Source organism: Helicobacter sp. MIT 05-5293 (assembly GCF_000765665.2).
Classification (GTDB): Bacteria; Campylobacterota; Campylobacteria; order Campylobacterales; family Helicobacteraceae; genus Helicobacter_C.
The window spans coordinates 189785-204319 of record NZ_JROZ02000003.1; the positions used below are offsets into that span (position 1 = coordinate 189785).

Sequence of the window (14535 nt, forward strand, 5' to 3'; positions counted from 1 at the left end):
TTTTAAACCAAAAACATTGTATCCTTTTGGACTTTTTAGATTCTAATACAAAGGGGTATTGTGCAAGAGCATATTATCAATATTGAGCGAGTAGTAATCTCTTCGATTATTTTTTCACCAGAAATCTTTGAATCTGTCTCTTCAGAGCTGACATCTCACGATTTTATTTATGCCCTACATCGTGATATTTTTGAGACTTGTCTGTATTTGCATCATAGTGGTTTGCCTATTGATAGTGATTTGATTATGCAGAAAATGCCAAAAGAAAAGCAAATCACACAAGAGGAAATGGTTGGTATTCTTGCGACAAATCCGATTGCAAATATTGAAGCGTATGTGAGTGAAATTAAAGAAGCAAGTATGAAACGCGACTTGCATTCTTTGGCGAACTTGTTGCGTGAAAAGTCTATGGATAGCACACACAGCGTGGAAACATTGATTGAAGATATTGAAAAAAAGGTTTATGAAATTTCTTTGGGCAAGGCACAAGGAGAGTTTCAAGATGCCAAAATGATGGTCAATAATGCACTTGATTTTTTGAAAGATTTGAAAAATCGGGGTAATCAGATTGTCGTGGGCTTAGATACAGGTTTTAGAGAACTCAATAAATGCACGACTGGATTCAATAAAGGGGATTTGATTATCATCGGCGCGCGCCCTTCAATGGGAAAAACCACACTTGTTTTGAATATTGCCCAACATCTTTTAAATAAGCGTTGCGGGGTGGCGATTTTTAGCTTGGAAATGCCTGCTGTGCAGTTAATATTGCGTATGATGAGTGCGCAAAGCTCTATTGCCCTGCAGAATCTGCGTGTAGGGAATCTGACTGATAGCGAATGGAGCAAACTTACCGAAGTGGCAGATAAAATGGCTGGATCAAGTTTTTTTGTCGAGGACGGGAGTTTGCTCACTATCTCTCAATTACGCAGTAAGCTAAGAAAACTTAAGAGTAAGCACCCTGAAGTCAATATTGCTATTATAGATTATCTGCAATTAATGGCTGGTGCTAAGAGTGAGAATAAACAACATGAGATTTCAGATATTTCACGCGGTCTCAAGACTTTGGCGCGTGAGCTTGAAATGCCAATCATTGCACTTTCTCAACTTAATCGCCTTGTGGAAGCGCGTGATGATAAACGCCCGATTCTCTCTGATTTGAGAGATTCTGGAGCGATTGAGCAAGATGCAGATGTGATATTATTTTTGTATCGTGATGATGTGTATAAAAAACGCGCAGACAGAGAACGATATGCAAGGCTTAAAAAAGAAGGCAAGGAAAAGGATTTTAAACCCGAGCATCAAGAGCGGGAAGTCGAACCGGCGGAATTGATTGTCGCAAAAAATCGTAATGGAGAAACACGAACGATTGAAATCCGCTTCAACAAACGTTTTACGCGTTTTGAAGATATGCCACAAGAGATAAGCCACGAAATGAATGAGACGCGCATTGACGGAGAGGTATTTATGCAGCAACTTGAGCAGCGCGCACCTGATATGCCTGATATATTTTAGTGCAAAAATCATATATCAAAAAAGATAAATCCTCACCTTTTGGTGTGGAGCTACTTAGCTCTCCTTTGCAGTGGATAGGGTTTTTTATCATTTGTGCGTTTATTTTGATGTGTAGTTTGACTTTGCGTTATTATCATTATCAAGACTATATGTCATTGCCCTATCCCAAAGCCATTAATGCACAAGTCATCGCACAATACACAAAGAGCAAGGATAATAAGCCTCCCTATCAAGTGTTGAAATTGCGTGATGAAAAAGGGGCGATTTTCTATACAACAAGTAAGGAAGACATTAGAGACCTTTCTCATCGTTTTGTGAGAATCTATGGCAAACCGTTAGAATGCGATTTTAGGCAATATCTGCAAAGCTGTTTTTTTATCTCCTATCGTATCAGCCTAGAATCTCAAAGAGACTATCGCGATACTTTTCGTTCTTGGATTGCTTCTCAACACACAGAGAATCTTTTGGCTCGGTTATATCAAACGCTTTTTATTGCGGATTTTTTGCCTTATGATTTGCGAATGTTGAGTAACAAACTCGGTGTGGCGCATTTGATTGCTATTAGCGGTTTTCATTTGGGAATCTTAAGCATCGTCATAGGGGGATTCTTGGGAATCTTTTATGGGTGGTATCATCGGCATTTTAGCTATCGCAATAAGTTTTACGATATTGGTTTCATTACGCTTAGTTGTATGTTTTTATATCTTTTAGTGCTTAATTTCTCGCCGTCATTTTTGCGCTCTTTTGTGATGGCTTTGGTGGGATTTTTGATGCTTTATAGTGGTATAAGACTTTTAAGCTTTAAGTTTCTTTTGGTGGTTGTTTGCCTGTGTCTCGTGCTTTTTCCGCATTTATTTTTTAGTATAGGGTTTGTGTTGTCTGTCATGGGCGTATTTTTTATTTTTCTCTTTGTAAAATATATCACCCTACCACACGATAGATTCTCACAATGGGTGGTATTGCCTATCGTGTTTAATACGAATCTGTATTTCAATATGCAGCTCATTGTGCATTGGTTTTTCCCTTATTTTACTCCGTTGAGTGTTGTTTCAATCCCGCTTACGCTTATTTTTGTTATCTTTTTCCCCTTAAGTTTGATTCTGCATTTAGTGGGAGTAGGCGGTGTGTTTGATTCTGTATTTATTTGGGCATTAGACTTAAAACTAGATGCGATTGAGTTTTATACACCTCAATGGTTGTTTTTGTGCTATATCGGGCTGTGTTTTGGCTCGATTTGGCGTAAGGAGTGTTATTATTTGCTTTGTGTCGTTTGTGCAGGATTTTTTGCCTATTTATGTTGGCAATTTTATGCGAGTGGTTCGAGTTTGTGGGGAGTAAGTGTGTAGTAAATATGATGAGTTTTACCGAGTGTATTGTGGGAGAGATGCAAGAATTCATCATGTGCGATAGCAAGAAAAATCACATCAAATTGATGTGAAGGTAATACCGACAAAAGTGAGATGTGATAAGATTCTACTACTTCTTGAGAATCTGCAAGAGGGTCATAAATGCTGACTTTTGCACCAAAATCTTCGAGCTGTGTCTTGACAATGGGAATCTGTGAGTTGCGAATATCTGGGCAATTTGGTTTAAAAGTGATGCCAAGTATCAGAATCTGTGCGTTTAGAATCTCAATGCGATTTTGAATCATTAATTTGATAATCTTTTGTGCGACAAATTGAGGCATCGCGTCATTAATCAAGCGTCCAGAGCTAATCACTTGTGGGTGATAGCCCATTGCATTCATTTTGTGTGTGAGATAATAAGGATCGACACTGATGCAATGCCCGCCTACAAGACCGGGAGAAAAGGGTAAAAAATTCCACTTTGTTTTTGCAGCTTCAAGCACTTCTAGCGCATTGATTCCTAAATGTTCGCAAATGATGTAGATTTCATTCACAAAGGCGATATTTAAGTCGCGTTGAGCATTTTCGATAATCTTTGTCATTTCCGCGCTTTCGATAGATGAGACAAGATGTGTGCCTGCAGTGATAATAGACGCATAGAGTTTATCGATAAATTTTCCTGCCTCATCGGTGCTGCCTGAAGTGATTTTTTTAATTGATGTGAGTGTGTGAGTGCGATCGCTAGGATTAATGCGTTCGGGTGAGTAGCCGAGACAAAAGTCTTTATTAAGCTTAAGATGACTAATTTGCTCAAGGACATTTGCGCATTCATTTTGCGTGCAAGTGGGGTAGGTTGTCGATTCGTAAATCACGACATCGCCCCTTTTGAGATATTTTGCAACGATTGCGCTCGCGTGAAGCAAATGAGAAAGATCGGGGACTTTATGTGTGTCGATAGGAGTAGGAACAGCTATGATATAAATATTTGCAGTGCTAAGATCCTGCTCGTCATCGCAAAATTTAAGATAGCAAGACTGGTCCCAATCAGATTCTGTGATTTGTCGTGTGCGATCAATATGAGTGCGGAGGTCGCTAATGCGTTTTTGTGAAGTATCAAAGCCTAATGTGCGATAGTGTTTGCCAAATTCAAGAGCGAGAGGAAGCCCCACATATCCTAAGCCTATGATTGCAATCTGTATATTTTCAAGCGTAGGCAAGGGGGCTTTTGGTGCAGAAGTATTCATTGAGAATCCTCATCACAGAGTATCAGCTGTTCGTCTTGCAAGAGGTATTTGGTATTGTCATAGCTATCATAAGCGATATGATTCTTGTCAAAATGCAGTCGGTTGGCAGCTTTATCTACCCAGCCGATTTGTTTAGCGGGGTTGCCTACGACAAGGGCAAAATCTGCTATATCTTTGGTTACTACGCTTCCTGCCCCTATTAAGGCGTATTGCCCGATTTTTACTCCGCAAACAATAGTCGCATTTGCCCCAATCGAACAACCTTTTTGGAGAAGTGTGGGTTTAAACGCATTTTTGCGTGAAATAAAGGCGCGAGGGTTGATAACATTTGTAAAAACGACACAAGGACCTAAAAATACATCATCTTCGATAGTTACACCCTCATAAATGCTGATATTATTTTGTGCTTTGACATTGTTTCCGATTCTGACATTTGTCCCGATCATACAATTTTGCCCAAAAGAGCAATTTTCTCCAATGACAGCACCTGAAAGTATATGGCAAAAGTGCCAAATTTTAGTGTTTTCTCCGATGCTTACATTACTATCAATAATACTTGTATCGTGGATATAAATCATAAGCCTAGCCTTTGATTAAAGGGGTGATAATCCCCTTTTAATCCTATGGGAGTGGCATTGCGAATCTGATGGACAAGCTCAATCGCTGCGCGAGATTCACGACATCTAAATCCTCTACCTGATAGAATCTCTTCATAGCTTTTTGTGTGTAAATCAGTGAATCCTTCACTAAAATTAAATTCTTGTTGATTGAGTGTGAGGGATCGAAAGACTCTTTTTTTCTCATTTTCGTGTAAGGACGGCGGAAGAAGATTTTCATCAATAGATAAAAACCATCGAATCTTTGCTGATGCAAGCTCCAAATAACCGCTTGCATTTTTTTCATCAAGATGATGCACAATGCTGATTTTGGGTGTGCCAAAAATCCAAATCAGCATATCAAAAAAATGTATTCCTATATTGGTTGCAATGCCTCCACTTTTGCTCTCATCACCTTTCCAAGAGATATGATACCATTTGCCACGAGCGGTAATGTAGCTTAAATCAATTTCGTAGATTTGGTGAGGATTGTTTTGAGAATCTTGTTGGATTTGTTTTTTTAATGCAATGATGCTTGGGTGGAGGCGGAGCTGCAAAATCGTGTAAATGTGTTTTTGTGTTTCTTCTTCAAGGGATTCTAAAGCATCAAGATTCCAAGGATTAAGCACGATAGGTTTTTCACAAATGGCATTTGATTGGTTTCTTAGAGCAAGGCGGATATGGCTGTCATGAAGGTAGTTTGGCGAACAAATACTGATATAATCAAGTGGTGTGTGGTTGCGTTTTAGTTTGTCAAGATAGCGATCAAAACGTTCAGGTTCGACAAAAAAATCTGCTTGGGGAAAATATGAATCAAGGATTCCGGCACAATCACGCAAATCCATTGCGCATCGGAGCTCACAAGCATTTTGCTTGATTGCTTGGAGATGACGAGGGGCTATAAAGCCCGCTACACCGATAATACCAAATGATTTACTCATCGGAAGATTGGATTATTTAACCTCGAAATGCACAGGATCGGTAACGAGTGTGGTAAATTTTGGTAAATCACGTCCTGCCTCAATACGAGAATTATAAGGACCGATGAGATATTTTGTCGTAGCTTGACCATTTGAAGTGCCTGCATAGACGCGGTAGCTGTAATTGCTGATTTTTTTGAGAAATTCATCGCTCGGTTTGTTGGCAAATGATCCTACTTGGATATAGAATCCTTTTTCTGCTACTTGTCCATTTTTGGAGGTATCTGTGGGCGTAGAAATATCATTGAAAACATTTGTAATGCTCACAGGCTGTGTATTTGTTTGTGTAGCAGGAGGATTGGTTTGAGCGGTAGCTGTTGGCGTTGCCGGTTTGTTTGCAGGAGGTGGCGTAGGCTTAGATTCTGTAGGTTTGACAACGGGCGCAGGTTTTGCGGGAGGAGTTGTTGGCGTTGCCGGTTTGTTTGCAGGAGGTGGCGTAGGCTTAGATTCTGCAGGTTTGACAACGGGCGCAGGTTTAACATCTTTAGGAGGCAAAACGACAGGAGGCTTAGAATCTGTGCGAGGTTTATCAACACTAGCAACTTGTGTGTTATTTGCTGCATCACTGCCACTATTGCGTGTGCGAATATCATCAAGTATCTTTTGGAAAGGATCCTCGGTAGAAGCATTTGTTTCTAGTGGGACATCTACAAATTGGTCAGAATCCTTATTGATAGGGGTAAGCCCTCCTTCAGTTGCAATGGTTTGTTCTGTTAAATCTTCCTCTTCGCGTGTGATGATGAATACAACGGCAATTAAAATACTCAAAAAGATGAGTGCCATTGCAATCATCATAATCAATTTTTTGGTGCGATTTTGTTTTTGGAATTCTTCATCGTTGATTAGAATATCATTAAGTTCTCTTTTTGTTTCCATAATTTACTCCTTACATATATTTGATTACATATGCCTTGCCCAAGAAGCCCCACGCTCTTTCGCATAGACATCATAGGGCAAGGTTAAGATATTAAAATTAAGGGGCATTTCGTCATTGGGAAAGACTTTCCATTCTTTGGGGCAGTGTTGGGCTAGTTTCATTGAAAGTGTTTTACCTAATCTTTTTCCTTCGCCAATTTCTGTATGTCCTTTGTGAATGTATAAATGCAAATGACCGGGTGTCTTGCTATTGAATGCTGTAAAATTTAAGAAACCTTCTTCACGCAATAGTAATTGAGCGCGATGATAGAATCTTTCTGGATTGCGTCCGTTATAATCAAACACAATATTTTCAACTTTTTTGCCATTGGCAAGTAAGAGAGAGTGGGCAATAGTGATCTCTTTACGAAAATGTTTGTTGATTAACATCGAGGTGAGCATTGCATCAACTCTTTCGTATTTGTCGTAGAGAATCCGTCCCATAAAATTTACTTTTACCCCTAGACCATTTACGCGTTGGTAGTAATGCGATGTATCCATCTTGATAAGTTTCAAATCCATTTCAGTCATAGCCCACCCTCCCTAAAAAATTGGTTGATCATAGATATTAAAATCTTTAGTAAAGTCTTTAATGTCGGTTTTGATTTTTTGTTGCAGGGCAGTATTGTTTATATCATCAAGGATATCAGCAATCTTTGTCCCAATCCATTCAAATTCTTTTTCTTTCATACCCCGTGCTGTCAATGCAGGAGAACCGATGCGAACACCGCTCGTTACAAATGGAGAACGGTGTTCGCCCGGAACGGTGTTTTTATTAACCGTGATGCCTGCATTGCCCAGAGCCAAGTCAGCATCTTTACCACTAAACTCTTTATTTAAGAAGCTCATTAGTATTAAGTGATTATCTGTGCCTCCACTGACAAGATCATATTTTCTTGCAACAAGCACTTTTGCAAGAGCTTGGATATTGGCTTTGACTTGTTTGGCATAGGTTTTCCATTCAGGCTTGAGATTTTCTTTGAATCCTACAGCTTTTCCTGCAATGACATGCATTAAAGGACCGCCTTGAATACCCGGAAATACAGCTTTATTGATTTTAATATTAATTTCTTCATCATTGGTCATAATCAACCCTCCTCTCGGACCGCGGAGAGTCTTATGTGTCGTAGTAGTAACAATATGACAATAAGGAAGGGGATTGGGATATTCACCAGCAACTACCAATCCTGCTACATGGGCAATATCACCCATTAAATATGCCCCTACAGAATCTGCAATTTCTCGGAGTCGTTTGAAGTCTAGCTCGCGTGTATAAGCTGAAAATCCACACACAAGGATATTAGGTCTGACGACTTCTGCTTGTTGGGCAAGTTTATTATAATCAATACGTCCATCAAGCTCAACTCCATAAAAAAAGCTTTGATAAAGCTGCCCTGTCGTGCTGACTTTTGCCCCATGAGTAAGATGTCCGCCATGGCTTAGATTCATACCGAGAATCTTATCATAAGGTTTGAGCAAAGCTGCATATACAGCCGCATTTGCTTGGCTACCAGAGTGAGGTTGGACATTGACAAATTGCACACCAAAAAGCTTTTTTGCTCGCTCAATTGCAATATTTTCGATTTGATCGACAAAGTCGCAACCCCCATAGTAGCGTTTAAAGGGATAACCTTCGGCGTATTTATTAGTCAATATACTGCCCATTGCTTCCATCACGCTAGGAAAAGTAAAATTTTCACTTGCAATCATTTCTAAATGATCATTTTGACGTCGCCATTCCTGATTGATAAGGTCAAAAATCTGTGCATCTTCTTTTTCAATCAAATAAGCCATTATGTATTATTCTCCTTAATCTTGAAGTAGTTATTAGTTATGATGATTTTGTATCATTATATTTAAACTTTGTTTTAGTTTGGCTTTAATGCAGGAAATAAAATCACATCTTTAATACTTTTTGCATCACTTAAAAGCATTACCAAGCGATCAATACCAATCCCTTCTCCTGCTGTGGGTGGCATACCATAAGCCAATGCCCATACATAGTCTTCGTCCATATATTGAGCTTCTTCATCGCCTGCTTCTTTTGCTTTCACTTGTTCTTTAAAACGTTCAAATTGGTCTAAGGGGTCATTTAATTCGCTAAATCCGTTAGCAATCTCTTTACCCCCGATAAAAAGCTCAAAACGATCTGCAATGTTTGGATTCTGATCGTTGCGCCGTGCTAAAGGGCTAATTTCGATAGGGTATTCAACAATAAAAGTAGGATTAATGAGTTTATGCTCGACACACTCATCAAAGGCTTCGGCAAGAAGTTTGCCATAAGGTGCATTTGATTCTATTTGAAGATGTTTTTCTTGTAGAAATTGTAAAAGTTTATTTTTATCTTCAATGATTGCTTTGGGAATCCCGCCTATTTCTTCAAGAGCTTGTGTGTAAGTCAAAATTGTAAAGTGTGTAAAATCGATACACTGCCCATTGTGTTCTAAAGTAGAGGGGAGTTTGAGCTCATCAAGGATAAATTTAAAAAGCTCTTGAGTAAGACAAATGAGGTCTTTATAAGTTTTATATGCCCAATAGAACTCAATCATCGTAAATTCTGGGTTGTGAGAGTGATCCATTCCTTCATTACGAAAGTTACGATTGAGCTCAAAGATAGCTTCAAATCCCCCAACAATAAGTCGCTTTAAATAAAGCTCGGGAGCAATTCTCAAATATCTATCTACTTTGAGCGCATTGTGATGTGTGATAAAAGGTCGTGCATTTGCTCCACCGGGTATAGGGTGGAGCATGGGAGTTTCGACTTCTAAAAATTCTTTTTGTTCAAAGAATCTGCGCACACAAGAAATAATCTTACTGCGCAATTCAAAAGTTTTCTTTACTTCTTCATTGACAATCAAATCTACATAACGTTGGCGATAGCGTAATTCTATATCACTTAAGCCATGAAATTTTTCTGGCAAAGGCACAATACTTTTAGTGAGAATCTGGCATGATAGAGCGTGAATGCTAAGCTCACCTGTTTTAGTTACAAAAGCATAGCCACTGACATTGACAATATCTCCCACCTCTAGAATCTTTTTGACAATCTCAAAGGTTTCACCTATATCATTTTTAGATACATATGCTTGAAGAATCCCACTTTCGTCCTGAATCTTCATAAAACAAGCTTTGCCCATAAGTCGGATAAAACGCACACGCCCTACGATTGATTCTGTGGGTTGCGAGGGAGATTCTTGTCCTGTGGTATGAGCTTCAGAATCTGTATCTGCTAAGAGATAAGCGTATTTTTCTAAAAATGCAGCGTTTTTTAGTGTGCGCTCGACATTATTAGCATAGGGATTTGCCCCATTATCACGCAAAAGATCTCGTTTTTTGATTCTTTGTTGTGTGTAAAAGTTTGAAAACATTGTTTTGGCGATTCCTTCCTTTAGAAAAATTATTTTTTAAATTACGAATAATCAATCTTCTTTTTTAGGATTGATTTTTGATTGGATTGTATCCTGCGCTTCTTTTGCGGTTGCCTCGACTTTATCCTTAACATTTTCTACACTTTCTTGAATCGTATCGGTAAGCGTTTGTGTATTGATGTTTCCAAGATTCTCTTTGACTTCTTGCACTTGGTCAAGATTCATTATTTGAATCGAGAGTTTTTTCATCAAGGGAAATAATGAGCTGTTTTGCTCCATATTTTGTGAAAAGTTTTTAAGCCATTCGATTTGTGTAATACCAAAGACGATAATGGAGATAATCAAAAATGCCTTACAAAAGCCAAAAATTAAGCCTAATGCTCCATCAAGCACTCCTAATGGTGTAAATCTAAGTATCCGAAAAAGAAATTCTCCGAGTAACAAAAAGATTGCCCAAATCAATGTGATAGTAATAAGAAATCCAATGAGTGCATTAATCTCGGGTGTATTAAAGTCATAAAGTGTGCGGGCAAACCAATCTCCCATACTTGTATAATATCTTGAAGCAAAAAAAATCCCAAGCAAGATTCCTAAAAAACTCGCAAGCCCACGAATAATCCCTTGCCAAATACCCTTGATAGAAAGCAGTATAAGCACCACCAAAATGCCGATGTCAATATAGCTTAATTTGTCCATTTGTTTTAGTCCTCATTAGAATCTTGCAAGAACAAAAATTGACTCCATTTTGAGCAATGCGAGCAATGATTGTCCTTTAAGCTTTTGAATAAAGTAGATTCTATCATAAAAAACGCACAAAACAATAACACAATCTGATGATTTTGTATGATTTTTGCGGAGTTTTAGCTTATTTTTTGGTTATATGTCTTAGAATCTTTGGTCATTAAAGCTTTAAATTTATCAAATTATGATGAATATTTTGGGAGAAAGTTTAAGTCAGTTTAAGAAATGGATAGGGTAAATGTTGGAAAGATTCAAAGGGACATTAAAAGATTTTAGCGAATTAGTTGCATTTGAGCATACTATTTTTTCAAGCACTTTTATTTTGATTGCGATGATAGTAGCAAGTATGCAGCTTCATGGTATTCCTTGGTTTGGTTGGAAAACCCTATTTTTATGCGCGTTGGCACTTATTAGCGCAAGAAATTTTGCTATGGGTTTTAATCGTTTGAAAGACAGAGATATAGATGCTCGTAATGCCCGCACAAGTAATCGTCCTAGTGTCGATGGGCGCATAGGTTTAGTTTCTTTGATATGCTTTAATCTTATAAATATTATTGTTTTTATTGTGGTGTCTTATTATATTAACTCCTTAGCCTTTTATTTGTCTGTTCCATTTTTGCTCATTTTGGCATTATATTCTTATATGAAACGCTTTAGTGCGTTGGCTCATTGGGTATTGGGCTTGTGCTTGGCACTTGCTCCGATTGCTGGCGTTATTGCCATACTAGGAGAGATTCCGTATTGGTGCTTGTTTTTGTCAGTCGGAGTGATGTTTTGGGTGGCTGGATTTGATCTATTATATTCTTTGCAAGATATTGAGTTTGACAAACAACATCATCTTCATTCAATTCCTGCGAAATTTGGCGAACGCAAAACACTTTATTTTTCTCGTCTGTGTCATATTATTGCTATAATCAGTTGGTTTTTGTTTGTCTGGGAGGCTGAACTCTCTATCATAGCTTATGTGGGTGTTTTTTGCTCTGCTTTAATGCTCTGCTATGAGCAATATCTCGTCCATACAAATCTTAAAAATATTCCTAAGGCATTTTTTGTAACCAATGGTTATTTGGGTGTTTTGTTTTTCTTTTTTATTTTGTTTGATTCGATAGGACGGATTTATGGACTTTAAAAAGTTGCTTGACGAGTTGGGAATCCAAACAAGAATCGCTCCTTGTGAGCTAGAAATTGATTTTTCAAAAGTCAATGAAGCCAATGAAGAGCAATTTAGAAAAGAGTTTATTACGCTTGCAGAACAAAAACAGGGTGTTTTGAATCAATGGCTTAATAAATTAAAATCAAAAAATCGTATGCAAGAGACTGATGAAGTGCTTTTAGAGCTACTGATTGAAATTTATAAAAAAATTGATCGCTTGGAACAAATCCTTGATCAAAAAACCAAAACTTATATCCCATTAGAATCTCAAGAGATGATAAGCCATATAGGGCATAGCGTATTGTGTATGCCTAAGCCAACTTTTAATGAGCAGCAAGCTTATTATTTGCGGCTTTTCTTGCCTATTTTTCCCCAGCGATATATTGGTCTTTTTGGATTGGCTTTGCACCCACAAGTTATGCGAATAGAACGCATTCATACAAATGATGCAGGCGATTTTGATAGTTTGGTTGCAGAGAGAGAGCGGCTGATGATTTTGGATTCTAAAAGTTTAAGATAGATTTAAAGAGGAGTGATAAGTTATGTTGTTTGGCTTTTCAATGGGCAGTATAGGAATGATTTTTGGCTTAATCGCTATTGGTATTGTGTGTCTCGTGTCTTTCTTTAGCTATACGCGCAGTCTTGATTTAAACAAACGTTTGAGGCGGTTTGAAAAGGGATTTGAAGATTTGAATAATGAGATTTTCAAGATTCACAAATGGGTCAAGGACAATGAACTTGAAAATCAGCTTAGTAGTGCTGCCTTAAACACACGCATTAAAACAGAATCTATTGATGCGGTGAATAATGCTTTGGTCAATGTGTATCGTCAGATTGAGATTCTCGAAGCACAAGTCAATAAAGAGCAGGGCTATATCGGAGAAAGATTAGTGCATATTGAAGAAAAGATTCGTGAGTTTGGTTATTTTCCGACATCAAGCACAAATATCGATGAAAAGCGTATTATCGGAATGTTTCGTGATGGTTGGAGTATTGATGCGATTGCTAAAGAAATGCGACTAAGCAAAGGTGAAATTGAATTTACACTCAAACTTGCAGATATTAAAGAATAATCAATACTTTAAAATTGTGCTATAATTTCGCGGTTTTGCTACTTTAAAAACAATGGAGGACATAAAAATGGGGCAATCATACGCAAGGCGGATAGAATCTTTAGGAGAATCGACCACAATTGCTATCAGCACTTTGGCAAGAGAGCTTAAGCAAGCAGGGAAAGATGTTTTAAGTTTTTCAGCAGGAGAGCCTGATTTTGACACTCCACAAGTTATTAAAGATGAAGCAATAAGAGCTTTAAAAAGCGGATTCACTAAATATACCGCTGTGGCTGGAATCCCCGAGCTTTTAGAATCTATCAAGGGAAAGTTGGAGCGTGAGAATGGCTTAAAATATGAAAAGAATGAGATTCTCGTGAGTAATGGCGCAAAACATTCGCTTTTCAATGTGATTCAAGCATTGGTCGATGTGGGTGATGAAGTGATCATTCCTTCGCCTTATTGGGTTACTTATCCAGAGCTTGTCATTTATAGTGGTGGTAAGCCTGTGATTGTGCAAACAACACAAGAAAGTAATTTTAAGATTACAGCAAGTCAGCTCAAAAAGGCAATCACCCCTAAAACCAAAATGCTCATACTTAATACGCCCTCAAATCCTACGGGAATGGTTTATACGCAAGAAGAGATTGCCGCTCTTGCCGAGGTGCTTAAAGGGACGAAAATTTGGGTGGTGAGTGATGAAATGTATGAAAAGCTTGTGTATGGAGTGAAGTTTTATTCGGTTGCAGCAATCAGTGATGATATGATGCAACGCACAATCACTATTAATGGTTTAAGCAAGTCTGTGTCTATGACAGGTTGGAGAATAGGCTATCTTGCAAGCAAAGACAGAAAACTTGTTCAGCTTATCAATAATTTGCAAAGTCAATGCACTTCAAATATTAATTCTATCACACAAAAAGCTGCAGTGGTAGCTTTCAAGGGTGAAGCGGATAATGAAATTGAAGAAATGCGTGTAGCTTTTGAAGAGCGTATGAATTTTACTTGCGATGCGATTAATAATATTCAAGGTTTGAGTGTCAATAAACCTCAAGGTGCGTTTTATCTTTTTATCAATATTCAACAGCTCCCACAATATGGCAATGATTCAATGGCGTTTTGCCATAAGATTCTTGAAGATCAAGGGGTGGCTCTCGTGCCCGGTTGTGCGTTTGGTATGGAAGGTTTTGTTCGTTTATCTTTTGCTTGTTCATTAGAGCAGCTTAAAGAAGGCGTTGCACGTATTGTAAATTTTACTAAAGCACTTTAGATAAGTGTTTTAGAATCTGTTAAGATTGCAAATTATCAAGTTGATTAAGGGAGTGGTAGTGAATCTAAGGAATGTTATTTTATGACAATAACACAAAGAGATTTTGCTGCCCCCCCCCCCATTAAAATATTATTTCTATTTTTATGCCATATTCTATCGAATCTTTTTTGTCCCTCTTGATGCTCCGGTTTCTTGTATGCGTCAATACGGATTCAAAAGTTTTAAAAAATATTTTTTAAGTTATTTTTTACTGAAAATTTATTTTGCAAGGTTTAGAATCTTGGTTTTTGTTTGCTTTCCAAATCTTTATGGAAGGCAAGCTTTTGTGTTATTTTAAATTATTTTATTTGGAGGAAAC

General features: G+C 37.9%; 14 protein-coding genes. 6 read left to right on the top strand and 8 right to left on the bottom strand.

Going from position 1 to position 14535, the window contains the following annotated elements; genetic code table 11:
- Window positions 1-60 precede the first annotated feature (60 nt).
- Both LS68_RS07305 and LS68_RS07310 read left to right on the top strand, forming a co-directional pair.
- Window positions 61-1512: a replicative DNA helicase gene (locus LS68_RS07305; protein ID WP_034371760.1), complete on the top strand. Its 1452-nt coding sequence runs from the start codon at window positions 61-63 to the stop codon at window positions 1510-1512.
- The gene (locus LS68_RS07310; RefSeq protein ID WP_241993705.1) at window positions 1512-2858 is read left to right on the top strand and encodes a ComEC/Rec2 family competence protein; all 1347 of its coding nucleotides are present in this window, start codon (window positions 1512-1514) and stop codon (window positions 2856-2858) included. The genes LS68_RS07305 and LS68_RS07310 overlap by 1 nt, the downstream gene beginning before the upstream one ends.
- On the opposite strand, the gene LS68_RS07315 is transcribed toward LS68_RS07310, so the two are convergent.
- The 8 genes from LS68_RS07315 to LS68_RS07350 all read right to left on the bottom strand — a co-directional run bounded on the left by LS68_RS07315 (window position 2819) and on the right by LS68_RS07350 (window position 10657).
- Window positions 2819-4102 carry a nucleotide sugar dehydrogenase gene (locus tag LS68_RS07315; RefSeq protein ID WP_138091308.1) on the bottom strand — a complete coding sequence of 428 codons (1284 nt, stop codon included), beginning with the start codon at window positions 4100-4102 and terminating at the stop codon, window positions 2819-2821. The genes LS68_RS07310 and LS68_RS07315 overlap by 40 nt on opposite strands.
- The gene (locus tag LS68_RS07320) at window positions 4099-4680 is read right to left on the bottom strand and encodes an acyltransferase (RefSeq protein WP_034372313.1); all 582 of its coding nucleotides are present in this window, start codon (window positions 4678-4680) and stop codon (window positions 4099-4101) included. The genes LS68_RS07315 and LS68_RS07320 overlap by 4 nt, the downstream gene beginning before the upstream one ends.
- Entirely contained in the window at window positions 4677-5639 is a 963-nt protein-coding gene (locus tag LS68_RS07325) for a Gfo/Idh/MocA family oxidoreductase (RefSeq protein ID WP_034372310.1), read from the bottom strand. Before LS68_RS07325 ends, LS68_RS07320 begins: the two co-directional genes overlap by 4 nt.
- A 12-nt stretch (window positions 5640-5651) precedes the next feature.
- Window positions 5652-6554 carry an SPOR domain-containing protein gene (locus LS68_RS09945; RefSeq protein ID WP_138091310.1) on the bottom strand — a complete coding sequence of 301 codons (903 nt, stop codon included), beginning with the start codon at window positions 6552-6554 and terminating at the stop codon, window positions 5652-5654.
- A 24-nt stretch (window positions 6555-6578) separates the two neighbouring features.
- A complete protein-coding gene (locus LS68_RS07335; protein ID WP_034372304.1) occupies window positions 6579-7124 on the bottom strand; it encodes a DUF1882 domain-containing protein in 546 nt (181 codons plus the stop codon).
- Between the two features lie 12 nt (window positions 7125-7136).
- Complete coding sequence (locus LS68_RS07340; RefSeq protein ID WP_034372302.1) at window positions 7137-8387, bottom strand: serine hydroxymethyltransferase; 1251 nt, start codon at window positions 8385-8387, stop codon at window positions 7137-7139.
- Window positions 8388-8461: 74 nt separating this feature from the next.
- Window positions 8462-9961, bottom strand: a complete 1500-nt coding sequence (gene lysS / locus LS68_RS07345) for a lysine--tRNA ligase (protein ID WP_034372300.1) — start codon at window positions 9959-9961, stop codon at window positions 8462-8464.
- Between the two features lie 51 nt (window positions 9962-10012).
- Entirely contained in the window at window positions 10013-10657 is a 645-nt protein-coding gene (locus LS68_RS07350) for a CvpA family protein (RefSeq protein WP_052100466.1), read from the bottom strand.
- Between the two features lie 283 nt (window positions 10658-10940).
- Here LS68_RS07350 and mqnP point away from each other — a divergent pair, with 283 nt between their 5' ends.
- The 4 genes from mqnP to LS68_RS07370 all read left to right on the top strand — a co-directional run bounded on the left by mqnP (window position 10941) and on the right by LS68_RS07370 (window position 14177).
- Window positions 10941-11831 carry a menaquinone biosynthesis prenyltransferase MqnP gene (mqnP, locus tag LS68_RS07355; RefSeq protein WP_034372297.1) on the top strand — a complete coding sequence of 297 codons (891 nt, stop codon included), beginning with the start codon at window positions 10941-10943 and terminating at the stop codon, window positions 11829-11831.
- Window positions 11821-12375 carry a hypothetical protein gene (locus LS68_RS07360; RefSeq protein ID WP_034372295.1) on the top strand — a complete coding sequence of 185 codons (555 nt, stop codon included), beginning with the start codon at window positions 11821-11823 and terminating at the stop codon, window positions 12373-12375. The genes mqnP and LS68_RS07360 overlap by 11 nt, the downstream gene beginning before the upstream one ends.
- A 22-nt stretch (window positions 12376-12397) precedes the next feature.
- The gene (locus LS68_RS07365) at window positions 12398-12928 is read left to right on the top strand and encodes a hypothetical protein (RefSeq protein WP_241993707.1); all 531 of its coding nucleotides are present in this window, start codon (window positions 12398-12400) and stop codon (window positions 12926-12928) included.
- A gap of 67 nt (window positions 12929-12995) precedes the next feature.
- Window positions 12996-14177, top strand: coding sequence for a pyridoxal phosphate-dependent aminotransferase (locus LS68_RS07370; RefSeq protein ID WP_034372291.1), 1182 nt, complete (start codon window positions 12996-12998; stop codon window positions 14175-14177).
- Window positions 14178-14535 lie beyond the last annotated feature (358 nt).

Excerpts from the sequence above, each read along its gene's own strand:
- LS68_RS07315 (WP_138091308.1), bottom strand. The coding sequence starts at position 4,102 with ATGAATACTTCTGCACCAAAAGCCCCCTTGCCTACGCTTGAAAATATA.
- LS68_RS07320 (WP_034372313.1), bottom strand. The coding sequence starts at position 4,680 with ATGATTTATATCCACGATACAAGTATTATTGATAGTAATGTAAGCATC.
- LS68_RS07325 (WP_034372310.1), bottom strand. The coding sequence starts at position 5,639 with ATGAGTAAATCATTTGGTATTATCGGTGTAGCGGGCTTTATAGCCCCT.
- LS68_RS09945 (WP_138091310.1), bottom strand. The coding sequence starts at position 6,554 with ATGGAAACAAAAAGAGAACTTAATGATATTCTAATCAACGATGAAGAA.
- LS68_RS07335 (WP_034372304.1), bottom strand. The coding sequence starts at position 7,124 with ATGACTGAAATGGATTTGAAACTTATCAAGATGGATACATCGCATTAC.
- LS68_RS07340 (WP_034372302.1), bottom strand. The coding sequence starts at position 8,387 with ATGGCTTATTTGATTGAAAAAGAAGATGCACAGATTTTTGACCTTATC.
- lysS (WP_034372300.1), bottom strand. The coding sequence starts at position 9,961 with ATGTTTTCAAACTTTTACACACAACAAAGAATCAAAAAACGAGATCTT.
- LS68_RS07350 (WP_052100466.1), bottom strand. The coding sequence starts at position 10,657 with ATGGACAAATTAAGCTATATTGACATCGGCATTTTGGTGGTGCTTATA.
- mqnP (WP_034372297.1), top strand. The coding sequence starts at position 10,941 with ATGTTGGAAAGATTCAAAGGGACATTAAAAGATTTTAGCGAATTAGTT.
- LS68_RS07360 (WP_034372295.1), top strand. The coding sequence starts at position 11,821 with ATGGACTTTAAAAAGTTGCTTGACGAGTTGGGAATCCAAACAAGAATC.
- LS68_RS07365 (WP_241993707.1), top strand. The coding sequence starts at position 12,398 with ATGTTGTTTGGCTTTTCAATGGGCAGTATAGGAATGATTTTTGGCTTA.
- LS68_RS07370 (WP_034372291.1), top strand. The coding sequence starts at position 12,996 with ATGGGGCAATCATACGCAAGGCGGATAGAATCTTTAGGAGAATCGACC.